At 71.4% G+C, this 19,592-nt stretch carries 16 protein-coding genes and 1 pseudogene; 13 read left to right on the top strand and 4 right to left on the bottom strand.

Annotation, left to right across the window (positions count from 1 at the left end; genetic code table 11):
- Window positions 1-153 precede the first annotated feature (153 nt).
- Window positions 154-1,554 (top strand): glycoside hydrolase family 16 protein, encoded by a 1,401-nt coding sequence (locus AC069T_RS19505; protein WP_478783932.1) that lies wholly within the window; start codon window positions 154-156, stop codon window positions 1,552-1,554.
- Window positions 1,555-1,606: 52 nt separating this feature from the next.
- On the opposite strand, the gene AC069T_RS19500 is transcribed toward AC069T_RS19505, so the two are convergent.
- Window positions 1,607-2,506, bottom strand: coding sequence for a helix-turn-helix transcriptional regulator (locus AC069T_RS19500; RefSeq protein ID WP_478783931.1), 900 nt, complete (start codon window positions 2,504-2,506; stop codon window positions 1,607-1,609).
- Between the two features lie 145 nt (window positions 2,507-2,651).
- Between AC069T_RS19500 and tkt the strand changes: the two genes are divergently transcribed.
- From tkt to AC069T_RS19465, 7 genes are read left to right on the top strand one after another with little or no spacing between them, the layout of a single operon-like run.
- Entirely contained in the window at window positions 2,652-4,727 is a 2,076-nt protein-coding gene (tkt, locus tag AC069T_RS19495) for a transketolase (RefSeq protein WP_478783930.1), read from the top strand.
- A gap of 19 nt (window positions 4,728-4,746) precedes the next feature.
- The gene (gene tal / locus AC069T_RS19490) at window positions 4,747-5,892 is read left to right on the top strand and encodes a transaldolase (protein WP_478783929.1); all 1,146 of its coding nucleotides are present in this window, start codon (window positions 4,747-4,749) and stop codon (window positions 5,890-5,892) included.
- Window positions 5,889-7,637: a glucose-6-phosphate dehydrogenase gene (zwf, locus tag AC069T_RS19485; protein ID WP_478783928.1), complete on the top strand. Its 1,749-nt coding sequence runs from the start codon at window positions 5,889-5,891 to the stop codon at window positions 7,635-7,637. The genes tal and zwf overlap by 4 nt, the downstream gene beginning before the upstream one ends.
- The gene (gene opcA / locus AC069T_RS19480; protein ID WP_478783927.1) at window positions 7,634-8,569 is read left to right on the top strand and encodes a glucose-6-phosphate dehydrogenase assembly protein OpcA; all 936 of its coding nucleotides are present in this window, start codon (window positions 7,634-7,636) and stop codon (window positions 8,567-8,569) included. Before zwf ends, opcA begins: the two co-directional genes overlap by 4 nt.
- Complete coding sequence (gene pgi, locus AC069T_RS19475) at window positions 8,562-10,211, top strand: glucose-6-phosphate isomerase (RefSeq protein ID WP_478783926.1); 1,650 nt, start codon at window positions 8,562-8,564, stop codon at window positions 10,209-10,211. The genes opcA and pgi overlap by 8 nt, the downstream gene beginning before the upstream one ends.
- A gap of 15 nt (window positions 10,212-10,226) precedes the next feature.
- Window positions 10,227-11,105 (top strand): phosphogluconate dehydrogenase (NAD(+)-dependent, decarboxylating), encoded by an 879-nt coding sequence (gnd, locus tag AC069T_RS19470; protein ID WP_478783989.1) that lies wholly within the window; start codon window positions 10,227-10,229, stop codon window positions 11,103-11,105.
- Between the two features lie 5 nt (window positions 11,106-11,110).
- On the top strand, window positions 11,111-11,716 hold the full coding sequence (locus AC069T_RS19465) for a histidine phosphatase family protein (RefSeq protein ID WP_478783925.1): 606 nt from the start codon (window positions 11,111-11,113) through the stop codon (window positions 11,714-11,716).
- A 272-nt stretch (window positions 11,717-11,988) separates the two neighbouring features.
- Here AC069T_RS19465 and AC069T_RS19460 read toward each other — a convergent pair whose 3' ends face one another.
- Window positions 11,989-12,552 (bottom strand): TetR/AcrR family transcriptional regulator, encoded by a 564-nt coding sequence (locus AC069T_RS19460; RefSeq protein WP_478783924.1) that lies wholly within the window; start codon window positions 12,550-12,552, stop codon window positions 11,989-11,991.
- Window positions 12,553-12,864: 312 nt separating this feature from the next.
- Here AC069T_RS19460 and AC069T_RS19455 point away from each other — a divergent pair, with 312 nt between their 5' ends.
- Window positions 12,865-13,830 carry an NAD(P)-dependent oxidoreductase gene (locus AC069T_RS19455; RefSeq protein WP_478783923.1) on the top strand — a complete coding sequence of 322 codons (966 nt, stop codon included), beginning with the start codon at window positions 12,865-12,867 and terminating at the stop codon, window positions 13,828-13,830.
- Here the strand turns inward: AC069T_RS19455 and AC069T_RS19450 are convergent.
- Window positions 13,783-14,283, bottom strand: coding sequence for a PPOX class F420-dependent oxidoreductase (locus tag AC069T_RS19450; protein ID WP_478783922.1), 501 nt, complete (start codon window positions 14,281-14,283; stop codon window positions 13,783-13,785). The genes AC069T_RS19455 and AC069T_RS19450 overlap by 48 nt on opposite strands.
- Window positions 14,284-14,393: 110 nt before the next feature.
- Between AC069T_RS19450 and AC069T_RS19445 the strand changes: the two genes are divergently transcribed.
- The 3 genes and pseudogenes from AC069T_RS19445 (at window position 14,394) to AC069T_RS19435 (ending at window position 17,746) form a co-directional block, all read left to right on the top strand.
- On the top strand, window positions 14,394-14,969 hold the full coding sequence (locus AC069T_RS19445) for a TetR/AcrR family transcriptional regulator (protein WP_478783921.1): 576 nt from the start codon (window positions 14,394-14,396) through the stop codon (window positions 14,967-14,969).
- A pseudogene (locus tag AC069T_RS19440) lies at window positions 14,966-16,378 on the top strand (MFS transporter); the annotation flags it as partial. The gene AC069T_RS19445 and the pseudogene AC069T_RS19440, both read left to right, overlap by 4 nt.
- 141 nt (window positions 16,379-16,519) lie before the next feature.
- The gene (locus AC069T_RS19435) at window positions 16,520-17,746 is read left to right on the top strand and encodes a serine hydrolase domain-containing protein (RefSeq protein WP_478783988.1); all 1,227 of its coding nucleotides are present in this window, start codon (window positions 16,520-16,522) and stop codon (window positions 17,744-17,746) included.
- Between the two features lie 55 nt (window positions 17,747-17,801).
- On the opposite strand, the gene ribA is transcribed toward AC069T_RS19435, so the two are convergent.
- Complete coding sequence (ribA, locus tag AC069T_RS19430) at window positions 17,802-18,497, bottom strand: GTP cyclohydrolase II (RefSeq protein WP_478783920.1); 696 nt, start codon at window positions 18,495-18,497, stop codon at window positions 17,802-17,804.
- A 221-nt stretch (window positions 18,498-18,718) separates the two neighbouring features.
- On the opposite strand from ribA, the gene AC069T_RS19425 reads away from it, so the two are divergent.
- Entirely contained in the window at window positions 18,719-19,438 is a 720-nt protein-coding gene (locus tag AC069T_RS19425; RefSeq protein WP_478783987.1) for a creatininase family protein, read from the top strand.
- Window positions 19,439-19,592 lie beyond the last annotated feature (154 nt).

The following is a 19,592-nucleotide window of genomic DNA, read 5'->3' as shown; positions in this document are numbered from 1 at the left end:
TCACACCCTGAACTCCCCTTCCCCGCACGGACTTTATCGGCTTGACCTCTTGACGGCCGGGGTGCCGGAGAGCACATTGGCCGCGCAGCTGCTGTGAGAGCGCTCTCAAAAACCACCCGCACACCTCACTCCGCACCCGAAGAGGGCACCCCCATGAGTGAAACGTCCGGCACCCCCGGCAGACGCGCCCCACTGCGGCGCGCTCTCATCGCCGTGTTCAGCACCCTCAGCCTGGCGGCCGCCGCCGCCACGGCCGCCACCCTCCCCGCGAACGCGTCCGCTCCCCCGCCCCCCTCCGGCTGGTCCCAGGTCTTCGTCGACGACTTCACCGGCGCCGCCGGCAGCGGTGTCAACACGGCCGACTGGCAGTACACGACGGGCACCAGCTACCCCGGCGGTCCCGCCAACTTCGGTACCGGCGAGATCGAGACGATGACCAGCAGCACCGACAACGTCTCGCTCGACGGCTCCGGCAATCTGCGGATCACCCCGCGGCGCGACGCGTCCGGCCACTGGACGTCGGGCCGCGTCGAGACCAGACGCACCGACTTCCAGCCGCCCGCGGGCGGCAAACTGCGTGTCGAGGCCCGCATTCAGATGCCGAACGTGACCGGCCCCGCCGCCAAGGGTTACTGGCCGGCGTTCTGGATGCTCGGCTCCCCCTTCCGGGGCAACTACTGGAACTGGCCGGGCATCGGCGAGCTGGACATCATGGAGAACGTCCAGGGTTTCAACACCGAATGGGCCACGATGCACTGCGGCACCTCGCCGGGCGGCCCGTGCAACGAGACCTCGGGCATCGGCGGCAACACCCCCTGCACGGGTGCGACCTGCCAGGCCGGGTTCCACACGTACGCCGTCGAGTGGGACAGGTCCGCGAGCGTCGAGGAGATGCGCTTCTACCTCGACGGCGTCAACTTCCACACGGTCAAGGCGAATCAGGTCGACGCCACGACCTGGACGAACGCCACGAACCACGGCTACTTCATCATCCTGAACGTGGCGATGGGCGGCGGCTTCCCCGACGCCTTCGGCGGCGGCCCGGACGGTGGAACCGAGCCGGGCCACCCGATGGTCGTCGACTACGTACAGGTCCTCACAGCCGCGGGCGGGGGCGGCACGACGCCGCCGCCTTCCGGCAACCGTGACGCGTACAGCGCGATCCAGGCCGAGTCCTACGACGGCCAGGGCGGCGTGAGCACCGAGTCGACCGGCGACTCGGGCGGCGGGCAGAACATCAGCGCGATCGGCAACGGCGACTGGGCTCTCTTCAAGGGAGTCAACTTCGGCTCAACGGCGGCCAGGCAGTTCTACGGCCGGGTGGCGAGCGGTGCGGCGGGCGGCGTCAGCGGCCTGGTCGAGGTGCGCCTGGACAGCCGTACGAGCACTCCCGTCGGCAGCTTCGCGGTGGGCAGCACGGGCGGCTGGCAGAGCTGGCGGACGGTCCCGGCGAACATCACCGGCGTCACCGGCACCCACGACGTCTATCTGACCTTCAGCAGCGGCCAGCCGGCCGACTTCGTGAACGTCAACTGGTTCGACTTCGGCCACTGACGGGAGGGACCACCGGCGGACAGGGAAGGGGCGGGCCGGCAGGCCCGCCCCTTCAGCGCAGCTCCAGCCGGAACTGCGCCGGGGTCAGGTCCGTGTGCTGGTGGAAGAACTTGGAGAAGTTGGCGGCGTCCGGGAAGCCGACGGCAGCGCCGACGCGGCCGATCGGCATGTCCGTGTGGGCGAGGAGCCGCTTTGCCTCCAGCGTCACCCGCTTGTCGATGAAGCCCTTCGGGGTCTCCCCGGTCGCCGCCCGCACCGCGCGCACCAGGGTGCGGCGGGAGTAACCGAGCGCGTCGGCATACGCGCTGACGCTGTGGTTGGTGGCGAAGCCCCGCTCCACCGCGTCCCGGAACCGGGTGAACGTGGTGTCGCCGCGCTCCTGTGCCGCCCCGGCCGAAGTCTCCGCCAGGTGGGCCAGCCGGAGCAGGAACGCCGTCAGGGAGTGCCGCAGCACCGAAGTGCGCAGGCCGGGCGGCAGGGTGACGGTGTCGACGTACTCGCGCTCCAGCTGGGCGAGGGAGTGCTCAAGGGCGGCGAACCGCGCCGCGTCGGGCCGCAGCAGCGGGGGCTGGTCGTAGCGGTAGAGCCCGGTGGCCTCGACCGTGGCGCGCGGCAGAAAACCCGGTTGCATGGTCAGCACGGTCCCGCGGTACCCGTTGGTACGGGAGAAGCGGTGGACCTGGCCGGGACGGATCCAGAGCAGCTCACCCGCGGCGGCCTCGTACTCGGCGAAGTCGATCATGTGTCGGACGGGACCTTCGTGGAACAGCATGACGACGTGGAAATCGATGCGGTGCACGCGGTCCAGCGGTGCGTCCGCGTGCCAGGTGCGACCGGTGCCCATCGGCCCCACCTGCATACCGACACCGGAGACGCTCAGGTCGACGGGGAAAGGAAAGGTCTTGATCCCCTCCTGCCCCCGGCTGCCGCCTTGGGATGTTCTGTCCGCCATGTCCCTCTCGCGTCGACTCGGTCCCGCACTCGCTGTCCCACTTTCACCGAAGGCTGACACAGAGGCACCTTCCCCAGCAAAAGTCAGACTTTTAAGGTTGAACACGTCCGAGCAGTTTTCCCGCCCATCAAAGGACTTCTTGAAGATGAGCACGCAGACGTTCGACAGTCTCGAATGGACCGAACTCGACCGGCGTGCCGTCGACACCGCCCGCCTTCTGGCGGCCGATGCCGTACAGCAGGTCGGAAACGGACACCCCGGCACCGCGATGAGCCTGGCCCCGGCGGCGTACACCCTCTTTCAGAAGGTGATGCGGCATGACCCCGCCGACCCGGAGTGGACGGGCCGCGACCGCTTCGTGCTCTCCCCCGGTCACACGTCGCTGACCCTCTACACCCAGCTCTTCCTCTCGGGCTACGAGCTCGGCCTCGACGACCTGAAGGCGTTCCGCACGCACGGTTCGAAGACGCCCGGTCACCCGGAGTACGGGCACACCGCGGGTGTCGAGACCACCACCGGCCCCCTCGGCCAGGGTGTCGCGAACGCCGTGGGCATGGCGATGGCGGCCCGCTACGAGCGCGGACTCTTCGACCCCGAGGCACCGGAGGGCGAGTCCCCCTTCGACCACACCGTCTGGGCGATCGTCTCGGACGGCGACCTCCAGGAGGGCATCTCCGCGGAGGCGTCGTCCCTGGCGGGCCACCAGAAGCTCGGCAATCTGGTCTTCGTCTACGACGACAACCACATCTCGATCGAGGGCGACACCGCCACGGCCTTCTCCGAGGACGTCCTCAAGCGGTACGAGGCGTACGGCTGGCACGTGCAGCGGATCGAGCCCGGCGCGGACGGCGACATCGACGTCCACGCGCTGCACACGGCGCTCAAGGAGGCGCAGGCCGAGACCGGGCGCCCGTCGATCATCGCGATGCGCACGATCATCGCCTGGCCCGCCCCGAACGCGCAGAACACCGAGGCCGCGCACGGCTCGGCGCTCGGCGCCGACGAGGTCGCGGCCACCAAGCGCGTCCTCGGGTTCGACCCGGAGCAGACGTTCCAGGTGGAGCCGGAGGTCCTGGCCCACGCACGTCAGGCCCTGGACCGGGGCGCCGAGGCCCACGCCGCCTGGGACAAGCGGATCGCCGAGTGGCGTACGGCGCAGCCCGAGCGCTCCGGGCTCTTCGACCGGGTGCTTTCGGGCCAGCTCCCCGAGGACTGGGAGAGCGCGCTGCCGGTCTTCGAAGCCGGCACGTCCGTCGCCACGCGTGCCGCGTCCGGCAAGGTGCTCCAGGCGCTCGGCCCGGTCATCCCCGAGCTGTGGGGCGGCTCCGCCGACCTCGCCGGCTCGAACAACACCACGATCGACAAGACCAGTTCCTTCCTGCCGGCGGGCAACCCGCTGCCGGAGGCCGACCCCTACGGCCGCACGGTGCACTTCGGCATCCGCGAGCACTCCATGGCCGCGGAGATGAACGGCATCGCCCTGCACGGCAACACCCGCGTCTACGGCGGCACCTTCCTGGTGTTCTCCGACTACATGCGCAACGCCGTGCGCCTGTCCGCCCTCATGCAGCTGCCGGTGACGTACGTGTGGACGCACGACTCCATCGGCCTCGGCGAGGACGGACCGACCCACCAGCCGGTCGAGCACCTGGCGTCGCTGCGCGCGATCCCCGGCCTGAACGTCGTCCGCCCGGCGGACGCCAACGAGACCGCGATCGCCTGGCGCGAGATCCTCAGGCGGCACGCCACCGGACCCGCCCCGCACGGCCTCGCCCTCACCCGCCAGGGCGTGCCGGTGTACGAGCCCGACGAGGACACCGCCAAGGGCGGCTACGTCCTTCGGGAGTCGTCCACGGGGACGCCGGACGTCATCCTGATCGCCACCGGGTCCGAGGTGCACGTGGCCGTCGAGGCGCACGAGCGGCTGGAGGCCGAGGGTGTGGGCACCCGGGTGGTGTCGATGCCGTGCGTCGAGTGGTTCCAGGAGCAGCCCGCGGAGTACCGCGAGCGGATCCTGCCGCCCTCGGTGAAGGCCCGCGTGGCGGTCGAGGCCGGCATCGGCCTGACCTGGTACCGGTACGTGGGTGACGCGGGACGCATCGTCTCCCTGGAGCACTTCGGCGCCTCCGCCGACGCCGAGACCCTCTTCGCCGAGTACGGCTTCACCGCCGAGAACGTCGCCTCCGCCGCGCGGGAATCCCTCGCCGCAGCGCGTGGTTGATCCGATCGCAAGAAAGAAGATGATCACTGTGACCGAAGCAACCGCAGCCGCGGGAGCCCTGGAGCGCCTCTCCGGCGAGGGCGTCTCCATCTGGCTGGACGACCTGTCGCGGAAGCGGATCACGTCCGGTAACCTCGCCGAACTCGTGGCAGACCAGCATGTGGTGGGCGTCACCACCAACCCCTCGATCTTCCAGGCCGCCATCGGATCAGGAGAGGGATACGAGGAGCAGCTCGCCGACCTCGCCGTGCGCGGCGTCACGGTCGAAGAGGCCGTCCGCATGATGACCACGCAGGACGTACGCGCCGCCGCCGACGTCCTGCGGCCCGTGTACGACGCGACGGGCGGCCGCGACGGACGGGTGTCCATCGAGGTCGACCCCCGCCTCGCGCACCGAACCGAGGCGACGGTCGCCGAGGCCAGGCAGCTCGCCTGGCTGGTCGACCGCCCGAACGTCATGATCAAGATTCCGGCGACCGAGGCCGGCCTCCCGGCGATCACCGAGGTGATCGGCCTCGGTATCAGCGTGAATGTGACGCTGATCTTCTCCCTGGAGCGCTACCGCAAGGTCATGGACGCCTACCTGGCCGGCCTGGAGAAGGCACGGGACGCGGGCATCGATCTGTCCGGCATCCACTCCGTGGCCTCCTTCTTCGTCTCCCGCGTCGACAGCGAGATCGACAAGCGGCTGGCGAAGGTCGGCACGGACGAGGCCCTGGCCCTCAAGGGCCGGGCGGCACTCGCCAACGCGCGTCTCGCCTACGAGGCGTACGAGGAGGTGTTCGGCGGCGGCCGCTGGACCGCTCTCGACGCCGCGGGGGCCAACAGGCAGCGCCCCCTGTGGGCCTCGACCGGGGTCAAGGACCCGGCGTACAAGGACACGCTGTACGTCGACGAGCTGGTCGCACCGGGCACGGTCAACACCATGCCGGAGGCCACCCTCAGGGCGACCGGCGACCACGGTGACATCCACGGCGACACGGTGACCGGCGGCTACGACCGGGCGCGCGCCGACCTGGCGGCCGTCGAGGGCCTCGGCATCTCCTACGACGAGGTCGTCGGGCAGCTGGAGGACGAGGGCGTCGCGAAGTTCGAGGCCGCCTGGCAGGACCTGCTGGAGGCCGTGGCGACGTCGCTGGACCGCAAGGGAGTTGAGACGTCATGAGCAAGACGCCCACCGGGAGCACGGCGGACCGGGAGGCCGACGGGACGTCGCCCTCCCCCGCCGAGGACGCGAAGAGCGGCGCGGCGAAGCAGGACGCCCCGACGAAGCGGGCCGGGGCCGCGACGGCGAAGCCGAAGGGCGGGACCGCCGCGGACGGGTCCGGGGGCGACGGCGACGCGTCGGCGGACCTCGCCGGGGCCCTCGGCGTGGCCGGCGCCGAGTCCGACTGGGAGAACCCGCTGCGCCACCCCCAGGACCGCCGGCTGCCCCGCATCGCCGGTCCCTCGGGTCTGGTCATCTTCGGCGTCACCGGCGACCTCTCCCGCAAGAAGCTGATGCCGGCCGTCTACGACCTCGCCAACCGCGGTCTGCTGCCGCCGGGTTTCTCGCTCCTCGGGTTCGCCCGGCGCGAGTGGGAGGACCAGGACTTCGCGCAGGTGGTGCACGACTCCGTGCGTGAACACGCCCGTACGGAGTTCCGCGAGGAGGTCTGGCAGCAGCTCGCCGAGGGCATGCGCTTCATCCCGGGCGACTTCGACGACGACACGGCGTTCAAGCAACTGCGCTCCGCCGTAGAGGAGTTGGACGCCTCCCGCGGCACCAGCGGCAACTACGCGTTCTATCTCTCCGTACCGCCGAAGTTCTTCCCGAAGGTCGTCAAGCAGCTGAAGAAGCACGGGCTCGCGGACGCACCCGAGGGTTCCTGGCGGCGCGCGGTCATCGAGAAGCCGTTCGGCCACGACCTGGCGAGCGCGCGTGAGCTGAACGCGATCGTGCACGAGGTGTTCGACCCGGACCAGGTGTTCCGTATCGACCACTACCTGGGCAAGGAGACCGTCCAGAACATCCTGGCGCTGCGCTTCGCCAACCAGATGTACGAGCCGGTCTGGAACCGCAGCTACGTCGACCACGTGCAGATCACGATGGCCGAGGACATCGGCATCGGCGGACGCGCCGGCTACTACGACGGCATCGGCTCCGCCCGCGACGTGATCCAGAACCACCTGCTCCAGCTGATGGCGCTGACCGCCATGGAGGAGCCGGCCGCCTTCGACGCCGAGTCGCTGCTCACCGAGAAGCTGAAGGTCCTCAGGGCCGTCAAGCTGCCGGAGAACCTGGGCGAGCACACCGTGCGCGGTCAGTACGCGGCGAGCTGGCAGGGCGGTGAGCGGGTGCCCGGCTATCTGCAGGAGGACGGCATCGACCCGAAGTCGACGACCGACACCTACGCGGCCGTCAAACTCCAGGTCGACAACCGCCGTTGGGCGGGCGTCCCCTTCTACCTCAGGACCGGCAAACGGCTCGGCCGCCGGGTGACGGAGATCGCGGTGGTCTTCCAGCGCGCCCCGCACTCCCCGTTCGACTCGACGGCCACCGAGGAACTCGGCGCGAACGCGATCGTCTTCCGCGTCCAGCCCGACGAGGGCATGACGGTGCGCTTCGGATCGAAGGTGCCGGGTACGTCGATGGAGATCCGGGACGTGTCGATGGACTTCGCCTACGGCGAGTCCTTCACGGAGTCCAGCCCGGAGGCGTACGAACGGCTGATCCTGGACGTCCTGCTCGGCGACGCCAACCTCTTCCCCCGTCACCAGGAGGTGGAGGAGTCCTGGAAGATCCTCGACCCGATCGAGGGCTACTGGGCCACGCACGGCAAGCCCGCGCAGTACGCCTCGGGCACCTGGGGCCCGAAGGAAGCCGACGAGATGCTCGCACGAGACGGACGGAGCTGGCGCAGGCCATGAAGATCGACCTGACCGACACCACGGCAAGCAAGATCAACAAGGCCCTCGTGCAGGGCCGCCGCGCCATCGGCACACCGGCCGTGGGCATGGTCCTCACGATGGTCATCGTGACCGACGAGGAGAACGCCTACGACTCCATCAAGGCGGCCGAGGAGGCGTCGCGCGAACACCCCTCGCGCACCCTGGTCGTCATCAAGCGGCACGCCAGGACGCCGCGCGACCGCACCAACTCGCGCCTGGACGCCGAGGTCCGCGTGGGCGCCGACGCCGGCACCGGCGAGACCATCGTGCTGCGTCTGTACGGCGAGGTGTCCGACCACGCCGACTCGGTGGTCCTGCCGCTGCTGCTGCCCGACGCGCCGGTCGTCGTCTGGTGGCCGGTGGACGCGCCCCAGATCCCCGTCAAGGACCCGCTGGGCGCCCTCGCCGCGCGCCGGATCACCGACATGTACGCGGTCGAGACACCGCTCGCGGCGCTGGAGGCCCGTGCCGCCGCGTACGCGCCCGGCGACACCGACCTGGCGTGGACCCGCCTGACGCCGTGGCGCTCGATGCTGGCCGCCGCGCTCGACCAGGCCCGGACGAAGGTGACCTCGGCCGCCGTCGAGAGCGAGGCCGAGAACCCGAGCGCCGAGCTGCTCGCCCGCTGGCTGGAGGCCCGCCTCGCGGTCTCCGTCGAGCGTGTCGTCAGCGCGGGCCCCGTCGTCACCGCCGTCCGCCTGGGCACCGACAGCGGCGAGATCCTCATCGACCGCCCCGAGGGCCCGATGGCCACCCTGACCCTGCCCGGCCAGCCCCCGCGCACCCTCGCGCTGAAGGTGCGCAGCACCTCCGAACTCATCGCCGAGGAGCTGCGGCGCCTCGACGCGGACGAGATGTACGCCGTCGCCCTGCGGGGCGAGGGCACCGAGGAGATTCCCACCCATGTCTGACCTTCCCAAGCTCACGCACCGTCCGCAGTGGACGGCGCTGGAGGACCACCGCGCCCAGGAGCTGCTCCACCCGCAGCTGCGTGAGCTGTTCGCCGCGGACCCCGGACGTGCGGACCGCTACACCGTGCGCGTCGGCGACCTGCGCATCGACTACTCCAAGCACCTGATCACCGACGAGACCCTGGCGCTGCTCCAGGAACTGGCCGTGGCCACCGGCGTGTTCGGGCTGCGGGACGCCATGTTCCGCGGTGAGAGGATCAACGTCACCGAGGACCGGGCCGTGCTGCACACCGCGCTGCGCGCCCCGCGGGACGCGGTGGTCGAGGTCGACGGGGAGAACGTCGTGCCGGCCGTGCACGCCGTGCTGGACCGGATGCGCGCGTTCGCGGACAAGGTCCGCTCCGGCGAGTGGACCGGCCACACCGGCAAGCGCATCAGGAACGTGGTCAACGTCGGCATCGGCGGCTCCGACCTGGGCCCGGCGATGGCGTACGACGCGCTGAAGGCGTTCGCGGACCGTTCGCTGACCCTCCGGTTCGTGTCGAACGTGGACGGCGCCGACCTGCACGAGGCGATCCGCGACCTGGACCCGGCCGAGACGCTGTTCATCATCGCCTCGAAGACCTTCACCACCATCGAGACCATCACCAACGCCACCTCGGCACGGACCTGGCTGCTCGCCGGGCTCGACGGCGAGGAGAAGGCGGTCGCCAGGCACTTCGTGGCGCTGTCGACGAACGGTGAGAAGGTCGCCGACTTCGGTATCGACACGGCGAACATGTTCGAGTTCTGGGACTGGGTCGGCGGCCGGTACTCGTACGACTCCGCGATCGGTCTGTCGCTGATGATCGCGATCGGCCCCGACCGGTTCCGCGAGATGCTCGACGGGTTCCGTCTCGTCGACGAGCACTTCCGCACCGCCCCCGCCGAGTCCAACGCGCCGCTGCTGCTGGGCCTGCTGGGCATCTGGTACGGCAACTTCTTCGACGCGCAGTCGCACGCGGTGCTGCCGTACTCGCACTACCTGTCCAAGTTCACCGCGTACCTCCAGCAGCTGGACATGGAGTCCAACGGCAAGTCGGTCGAGCGCGACGGACGCCCGGTGGACTGGCAGACCGGACCGGTGGTGTGGGGCACGCCCGGCACCAACGGACAGCACGCCTACTACCAGCTCATCCACCAGGGCACGAAGCTGATCCCGGCCGATCTCATCGGGTTCGTCAACCCGGTCGACGAGCTGAGCGACGAACTGAAGGCGCAGCACGACCTGCTGATGGCCAACCTGTTCGCGCAGGGCCAGGCTCTCGCCTTCGGCAGGACGAGCGAGGAGGTGCGCGCCGATGGCGTGCCCGAGGAGCAGGTGCCGCACCGCACGTTCCGCGGCAACCACCCCACGACGACGATCCTCGCGAGCGAGCTGACCCCCTCCGTCCTCGGCCAGCTGATCGCCCTCTACGAGCACAAGGTGTTCGTCCAGGGCGCGGTCTGGAACATCGACTCCTTCGACCAGTGGGGCGTCGAGCTCGGCAAGGTCCTCGCCAAGCGCGTCGAGCCCGCCCTCACCGACGGCACCGACGTGCCCGGTCTCGACCCCTCCACCGCTGCCCTCGTGGCCGCTTACCGCACTCTCCGGAAGAAGTGAACTGACATGACCACGATGCAGCTCGGTCTCATCGGCCTCGGCAGGATGGGCGGCAACATGCGCGAGCGGATACGCCGCGCGGGCCACACGGTCATCGGCTACGACCGCAACCCCGACGTCTCCGACGTGAGCAGCCTCGGCGAACTCGTCGAGAAGCTCGAAGGTCCCCGCGTGGTGTGGGTGATGGTCCCCGCGGGCGGCCCGACCCAGTCCGTCATCGACGAGCTCGGCGACCTGCTGGAGCCCGGCGACACCATCGTGGACGGCGGCAACTCCCGCTGGACCGACGACGAGAAGCACGCGGAGGAGCTGGCGGCCAAGGGCATCGGCTTCGTCGACGCGGGTGTCTCGGGCGGCGTCTGGGGCCTGGAGAACGGCTACGCCCTGATGGTCGGCGGCGACGCGGAGAACGTCGCGAAGGTGCAGCCGGTCTTCGACGCCCTCAAGCCCGAGGGCGACTTCGGCTTCGTGCACGCGGGCAAGGTCGGCGCCGGCCACTTCTCCAAGATGGTCCACAACGGCATCGAGTACGCGATGATGCAGGCCTACGCCGAGGGCTGGGAACTGCTGGAGAAGGTCGACTCCGTCACCGACGTGCGCGAGGTCTTCCGGTCCTGGCAGGAGGGCACGGTCATCCGTTCCTGGCTGCTCGACCTCGCCGTCAACGCCCTGGACGACGACGAGCACCTCGGCAAGCTGCGCGGCTACGCGGAGGACTCCGGCGAGGGCCGCTGGACCGTCGAGGCGGCCATCGACAACGCGGTGCCGCTGCCGGCGATCACCGCGTCGCTCTTCGCCCGCTTCGCGTCCCGCCAGGACGACTCCCCGCAGATGAAGATGATCGCGGCGCTGCGCAACCAGTTCGGCGGCCACGCCGTCGAATCGGCGAAGTAGGCGTCATGGGCGACCTCCTGCTGGTCCGTCACGGCGAGACCGAGTGGAGCGCCTCGGGACAGCACACCAGCTGGACCGACCTGCCCCTGACCCGGCGGGGTGAGGAGCAGGCCAGGTCGCTCGCCCCGCTGCTCGCCGGCCGGACCTTCGCCCTGGTGCTCACCAGTCCCCTGGCCCGCGCGGTCCGCACCGCGGAGATCGCGGGCCTGGCCGGTGCCGTACGGGAGCCCGATCTGCGCGAGTGGGACTACGGCGCGTACGAGGGCGTCACGACCGTCGACATCCACCGGACCCGGCCCGACTGGTTCCTGTGGGACGACGGGGTGCCCGCCGGACCGGACGGTCATCCGGGCGAGTCCCCGGACCAGGTGGGACGGCGCGCCGACCGTGTGCTGTCCCGGGTGGCGCCGGCGCTCGACGAGGGGGACGTGGTCCTGGTCGCGCACGGACACTTCCTGCGCGCGCTGACCGCCCGCTACCTGGGTCTCTCCGCGGCGGAGGGCCGGCTGTTCCAGCTCGCGACCGGGACGGTCGGCCGGCTCTCCACCGAGCACGAGCGCCCGGTGATCGCCGAGTGGAACAGCCCAGGAACCGCTGTGCCGGTCCACTAGCTTCCGCATCACCGCGGAAGTCGCTGCGGAAGTCGCGCAGAAGTTGCCGCAGAAGTTGCCCCGGGCCGATCAAGGGACGGTGCCGGGCGGACATCGTGCGCCCGGCATCGTAGAGTTCGACTTCACGCACACCGGCCGGGTTCAGGGACGGCCGGTGTGCGCGGAGCCAGTCGCGCACCCGGGCGCGGGTCGGCCGGGGTCCTCCCCTGCCGCGCCCGCCCGGGCCGGCCTCCTGGCGCGCGGAACTCCCGCCTCGCGTGGCGGCTTCGGGGTCAGCCGGCGCGGTCGGCGGCGGCGTCCAGGAGGGGGCCCAGTTCACGGGCCACGGTCGTCAGCGCGCGTACGTCCCGCTCGGTCCTGGCGATCAGGAGCGCGCCCTCCAGGGCGCTGATCATGAGCGTCGCGAGCGGTTCGGCACGTTCGGGCGGGACGCCCATGTCCGTCAACGCCTGCGCCACCGGCCGGTTCCAGGAGGCGAACGCGGCGGCGGCAGCGGCCCGGGTGGACTCGGTGGACTCCGCGCAGTCCACCGTCGCGGCGGCGACCGGGCAGCCCGACGCGAACCCGAGCGAGCCGTACTCGTCGGTCCACTGCCGCACCATCGCGGCGAACAGCCGGCTCGGCCTCGGCTCGTCCAGTTCGGCGAGGAAGCGGGCCACGCGCTTGCCCGCGTAGCGGCCGGCCCAGTCCACCGCCTCGTTGACCAACTGCTCCTTGCCGCCGGGGAAGTAGTGCTGGAGCGAACCACGAGGTGCCCCCGCGTGCACGGCGACGTCGCGCATCCCCGTCGCGGCGACTCCCTGGCGCCGGATCAGCTGCGCGGCGCTGAAGACCATCCGCTCGCGCGGCCCCCGCCCCGCATCCGCCCCCCTCCCCGGGTCCGCACTGCGCCCCGATCCCGCACTCCGCCCGGAATCCGCCGTCCGCCCGGGATCTGCCATGTCCGACCTCGCGTCCTGCTCGCGTCGCGCCCGCCCGGAGGGGCCGGGCGGCTCGTGCACGCACCCACCGCGGACCGCACCGCGCGGCCGCGGGGAGGGCCCGCCCCTCCACTATGACAGCCGTCATGGAGCGGAGTACTATGACAGCTGTCATAGTCAGTGAGCGGCGGGGCCCACCGGTGCGCGGGCCAGGGACGGCGGTGCGTCGTGTACGTGGGTTTCCTCGGCCTCGGAGTCATGGGGCAGCCGATGGCGCTGAATCTGGCCCGGGCCGGCACTCCCCTGATCGTCTGGAACCGCACCGCCGCCCGGGCCGAACCCCTGCGGGCCGCCGGCGCCGACGTCGCCGCCACTGCCGCCGAGGTCCTAGCCCGCGCCCGGGTGACGTTCCTGATGCTGGCCGACGAGGCGGCCACCGACGCGGTCCTGGGCCGCGGCACCCCCGACTTCGCGGTCCGCGTCGCGGGGCGCACCGTCGTGCACATGGGCACGACGTCGCCCGAGTACTCACGGGACCTCGGGGCCGACATCCGGGCGGCGGGCGGCCGGTACGCGGAGGCGCCGGTGTCGGGCTCCCGGGCGCCGGCGCAGGACGGACGGCTCGTGGCGATGCTGGCCGGGGACGACGCGGTCGTGGCGGCCGTACGCCCCCTCCTCGCCCCGATGTGCCACGAGACGTTCGGCTGCGGTCCGGTCCCGAACGCGCTGCTGATGAAGCTCTCGGTGAACCTGTTCCTGATCACGCTCGTGACCGGGCTCGGCGAGGCCTTCCACTTCGCGGACCGGCACGGCCTCGACCGCCGGCTGTTCCTCGACGTGCTGGACGCAGGACCGATGGCCAGCGGGGTCTCGCGCATGAAGGCCCCCAAGCTGCTGACCGAGGACTTCACGGTGCAGGCGGCCGCCCTGGACGTCCTGAAGAACAACCGGCTGATCGCCGGAGCCGCGCGGCGGGCGGGCCTCGCGTCGCCCCTTCTGGACGTCTGCCACGCCCTCTTCGACGAGACCGTGTCGCTCGGGCACGGCGGATCGGACATGGTCGCCGTCCTGCGCGCCATCGAGGCCAGGACCGGCGACGGCCGCGAGACGTCCGCGAACGGCCGGCCGAACCTCCTCGCCGGCGGGTCAGCGCCCGCGCGGGATGCCGTACGCGCGCTCCACCCGGAGCCGTAGGACGAGGCGGCGGTCGCGGACCATGGCGGCGCGGTACTCGTCCCAGTCCGGGTGTTCGCCCTGGACGTCGCGGTAGAGCCGGACCAGCTCCTCGACGGTCTCGTCGTGCGGGTCGCGGGCGACCGGCGTGAGATCGGCGGTGCCCTCGGCGACCGTGTACGCCCACCGGTCGTCGCTGGTCACGTGGTACGACGCGCGGGGATCCCGGCGCAGGTTGCGGGTCTTGGCACGGTCGTCCGTGAGCGAGACGCGGACGGTCCGCTCCTCGGGGCAGTAGGCGTGGTTCACGTTCGACAGCTGGGGCCGGCCGTCGCGTTTGAGGGTGACCAGCACTCCCCCGTCGTACTCGGAGAACAGGGTGAGCAGGGCGTCCTGCGCCTCCCGGGCCCGCCCGCTCCCCTCGGCCTGGTGTGCGCCATCCGCGCCGGTCCCGTCGTTCGCCTCGTGAGTCATGCCGTCGTCAACGCTCCGGCCCGCCGGGGGCATTCCGCGCGTGGCCCTCTCCGCGTTCCTTGAAGCGGTCCGCGTAGACACTGTCTACTGGGCCTGGTAGGACAGTGTCCATGCATGAGCCGGAACCAGGGCTGCGCGCCCGTCTGATCCAGGTCGGCGTCGACCTGGTCACCACCGAAGGGGCGCAGGCGCTGTCCCTTCGTGAGATCGCCCGGCGCGCGGGGGTCTCCCACGGCGCCCCACGCCGCCATTTCCCGACGCACCTGACCCTGCTGTCCGCGATCGCGCGGCGCGGCTTCACCGACCTCGGAGCGCGGGCCGTGGAGGCGCTCGGCGAAGCGGCCGACCCGCGCGACAGCCTCATGACACTGGGCCGCGTCTATCTGGACTTCGCCCTCGCCAACCCCGGTATGTACGAGCTGATGTTCCGTCACGACCTGCTGCGCAGTGACGAGTTGGGGCTGCGCGAGACGAGCCTGCCCCTCTTCGGTGTCCTGGTGGACCTGGTCGGACAGGTGCGCCCGGAGGCCGACGCGCCGCTCGTCGCGGGCGCCCTGTGGGCGAACCTGCACGGCATCGCCCAGCTGTGGAGCTGGGGCAGTCTGCAACTCGCCACGGGCACCGACGACTTCGTACCCCTGCTGCGTACGGCAGTTGACGCGCACCTCGGGACGGCAGGCCGATGACACCGCATCGCCTGCTCACCCTGACGAGCAGCGTCGCCGGCGCCGCGATCGTCGCCCTGGACGGCACCGTGCTGTCCGTCGCGCAGCCCACGCTCCGCCGGGAGTTGCACGCCTCCTTCGCCCAGGTCCAGTGGACGAGCACCGGCTATCTCATCGCGGTGGCCTCCCTGCTGGTGTTCTCGGGGCGGCTCGGCGACCGGTACGGCCACCAGCGGGTCTTCGCCACCGGAGTGCTGGGCTTCGGTGCGGCCTCGGCGGGGATCGGCCTGTCCTCGGGCATCGGCTGGGTGATCGGGCTGCGGGTGACGCAGGGAGTCTTCGGGGCGCTGCTCCAGCCGGCCACCCTGGGGATGCTGCGCGCCGCGTTCCCGCCCGACCGCCTCGGCATGCCGGTCGCGCTGCGCACCAGCGCCGTCGGAGTGGCGGCGGCGGCCGGCCCCGTCGTCGGCGGGGTGCTGGTCACCCAACTGGGCTGGCGCGCCGTGTTCTTCCTCAACGTCGTACCCGCGCTGGTGCTGGGCGCGCTGGCGCTCGCCGTCCGCGACCCCGCCCGGGCACTCGCTCCCGCACCCGGGATCGAGGGATCCGTGGGCGGGAAGGGGACGGCCGCGGCCCTCGGCTCCGCCCCGACCCGGACCCCGCTCGACGTGCCCGGCGCCTGTCTGCTCGCCGCCGCCCTCGCCTGCCTGGTGCACACGCTCGTCGGCACGTCCTCGGCGAACGGCACCGAGGGCACCGTCCTGGGGCTGGTGGCCGTCCTGGTCCTGGGAACCGTCTTCGTGCGCCACGAACGGCGCACCGCGAGCCCGCTGCTGCCGGCCGGGATCCGCGGCTCGGCGACCATCGGCGCGGCGGTCGGCATGCTGGTCACCGCGTCGGCGGCGATGTTCGGAACCCTGTTCGTCGGCACGTACTTCCTTCAGGACGTCCTCGGCCTCACCCCACTGCAGAGCAGCCTGCGGGCGCTTCCCGGGCCGGTGATGATGATCCTCGGCGCGCCCCTCTCCGCGATGCTGATGCGGCGCTTCGGCTCCCGGCGGACAGCGGTCACCGGCATGACGCTCCTCACCCTCGGCATCCTCGTGCTGTCCCGGCTCGGCCAGGGGGCGACCACGGCGCACATCGGCGCCGGCTTCCTGCTGCTGGGCGCCGGGTTCGGGGCCGTGATGGTCACCGCCACGGCTGTTGTCGTCCGCCGGGCGCCCGCCGGCTCGGCCGGCGTGGCGGGCGGGCTCCAGCAGACGGCGATGAACGTCGGACCGACCGTCGGAGTGGCCGTCGCGACCACGATGATCACGCACACGAGCGTCGAGACGGGCCCCGCCCTGACCGTCCTCGCCTGCGTCTCGGCGCTCGGGACGCTGCTCGGCCGTGCCCTGCCGGGACGTCCGGACGCGACCGCCGCCGTCGCCGCCGTCGCCCCCTCGCGTTCCCTGCCCGGGTCCCGGGAAGTGCCGCACACGGGAGAAGCCCCCGTAGGACGCGCCGGCCGCTGGGTACGAGACCATGGAGGTGAGCCGGTCCCTCGGGCCGCGGCCGGGAGGAGAGCCATGGGAACCCTGGAGCAAGAGGTCGAGCCGGGCGAGGCCGGGCTCGATCCCAAGGCGCTCGTCCGGCTGGACGAGCACTTCGCGCGCCTGGTCGACGCGGGCCGGCTGCCCGGCTACCTCGTCTCCGTGTCCCGGCACGGCCGCGTCGCCCACCTGACGGCGTACGGGCACCGTGACCTGGCGGCGCAGCTCCCGGTCACCGGCGACACGTTGTGGCGGATGTACTCGATGACCAAGCCCGTCACCTCGGTCGCCGCCCTGATGCTGCTCGAGGAGGGACGCATCGGCCTCGACGACCCAGTGGCCCGCCATCTGCCCGCCTTCGCCGACCCGCAGGTCTACGTGGCGGGGTCGGGAGCCGACGTCAGGACCCGGCCGGCCGCGCGACCTCTGCTGATCCGGCACCTGTTGACCCACACCGCGGGTCTGACGTTCGGCTTCTACCACCGGCATCCCGTCGACGCGCTGTACCGGCAGGCCGGTCTGGAGTCGTCCGTGCCGGCGGGCGCCGACCTCGCCACGACCTGCGAGATGTACGCGCGTCTGCCCCTGCAGTTCGAGCCGGGCACACGGTGGAACTACTCGGTCGCCACGAACGTCCTCGGCCGGGTCGTCGAGGTGGTGTCGGGCAGGGATCTCGACGTGTTCCTCGCCGAGCGGATCTTCGGACCGCTCGGGATGGCGGACGCCGGGTTCCACGTCACGCGGGAGCAGTCCGGCCGGCTCGCCGAGCTGTACGGGGAGGACGGCGCGGGCGGCATCACCCCGATCGCCGGGCTGCCCCTGCACGGCCGTCCGCGGCTGCTGTCCGGCAGCGGCGGACTGGTGGCCACCGCTCACGACTATCACCGCTTCATGGAGTTCCTGCGCCGTCGCGGCGAACTCGACGGCGTCCGGCTGCTGGCCCCGGAGACCGTGGACCTGATGGCCTCCAACCAGCTCCCCGGCGGCGTCGACATCCGCACCCACGGCAGCCCCGGGCACGACGAACCGGGCAACGCGGGGCTCGGTTTCGGCCTCGGCGTCTCGGTCGTGACCGACCCGGCCGTGACAGCGGCTCCGGCCGTTCTCGGCTCGTACGGCTGGAGCGGAGTGGCCAGTACGACGTTCTGGGTCGACCCGCGCCGGGACCTGACCGTGCAGTTCCTCACCCAGCTGCGGCCGACGGGCTCGCACACGGTCTTCCCCGACGTACGGCGGCTGGCCCACGAGGCGGTCGTGGACTGAGGCGCGCCCGGGGGCGGCCGAGGCCCGCCCGGCGGCGGGCCTCCGTCGTCCCGTCTCACTCCTCGGTGCCGGTGCTCTTCACCGAGCCGCAGAAGACCGTCTCCGCCGGGACGTTGTCCAGGTGCGGCAGGTGGTGGTCGAGGCGCTCGCGCTTGGTGAGCAGGTAGCCGAGGTTCTCCTCACAGGGCTCGATCAGCAGCGGGACCTGCTCGGCGACCTTGATGCCGTTGCGCAGCAGGGCCTCGCGTTTGCGCGGGTTGTTCGACAGGAGCCGCACCGAGCGCACACCGAGGTCGTGCAGCATGTCCGCCGCCACCCCGTAGTCGCGAGCGTCCACCGGAAGACCGAGGGCGAGGTTCGCCTCGACCGTGTCCAGCCCCTCCGCCTGGAGCTTCATCGCCCGCAGCTTGCCCAGCAGGCCTATCCCCCGGCCCTCGTGCCCCCGGAGGTAGACGAGAACACCGCGCCCCTCGGCGACGATCTCCCGCAGTGCCGTGACGAGTTGGGGGCCGCACTCGCAGTGCGTGGATCCGAACGCGTCGCCCGTCAGGCACTCCGAATGCAGCCGGGTGAGTACTTGTTCCTCCCCGATGTCCCCGTGCACCAGGACCATCTGTTCCTCCCCGCTGCGGTGATCCAGATATCCGACGGCCTGGAAATCGCCGTACACCGTGGGCAACGGGGCGGTCACCACTCGGGTGACACCCGTGGACCGGGCCTGTCCGCCGAGCACGCCGACGTTCTCTGTCATGATCTGGTTCCTATCTGCTAAAGCGCCAGCGCTGGCGGTACGAGACGAAAGGCCGGGACGACATGAGCACTTCGGGCATCGAGCCGGCGGAGGCCGGGACGGCTCCGACGGACATTTCCGCGACGCCCCCCGGAAATCCGCCGTCCCCGGTCCGCGAGTTCCCGGCGCGGGTGCGCAACTCCCTCGCTCCGGCGGACACGTCGCAGGACGTATGCGACCGCATGGACGGTGTCGCACGCCAGGTCGCCGTCCTGCCGGTCGGCAGCTTCGAGCAGCACGGCGCGTATCTTCCGCTGGCCACGGACACGTTGGTGGCCTGCGCCATAGCGCGCGGGATAGCCGAGGCCCATCCCGTGCACCTCCTTCCTCCGGTGACCATCTCCTGCTCCCACGAGCACGCCGCCTGGCCGGGGACCGTCAGCATCTCCTCCGTGACCCTGCACGCGGTAGTGCGGGACATCGCCGGATCGCTGCGGCGTTCGGGCGTCGACGCCCTGGTCCTGGTCAACGGACACGGCGGGAATTACGTCCTGGGAAACGTCGTTCAGGAATCCGTCGGCAGCGGCACACGAATGGCGCTTTTCCCCGCGGCGGAGGACTGGGAGGCGGCCCGCGTGGGGGCGGGTGTGCAGACCTCCCTCCTCAGCGACATGCACGCCGGGGAAATAGAGACCTCCATCCTTCTGCACACACATCCGGAGTCGGTACGACCCGGTTACGAGAGCACCGATTTCCTCGCCGACGACCGCAGGCATCTGCTCACCGTCGGCATGTCCGCCTATACCGAGTCCGGGGTCGTCGGGCGGCCGTCACTGGCTTCCGCGGAGAAAGGGAAGGCCATGCTGGCGGAGCTGGTCGAATCCTTCGGCACGTATTTCTCCCTGCTCACCTCGGAGGCGGAACTCCCGGGAGACGCGGCCGCCGGCCGTCGCCGGCCATGACGCGCCGCGCTCGTCGGCCGCGCGGGAGGTGAGCGCGGAAAGGGCGCCGGAGAGACGTGGTGGCTGCGGAGGGGACCCGTACCGGGCAGGGGGGCCGGGGCGGCACCGTGCGGGACGGCACGCGCGGGCGGCGGTGCTGCTGGTACGACGACGA

The sequence above is a fragment of the Streptomyces sp. NPDC043867 genome, from assembly GCF_056435845.1.
The sequence above is the reverse complement of the archived record's forward strand: the minus strand, read 5'-3'. Positions and strand labels throughout refer to the sequence as shown.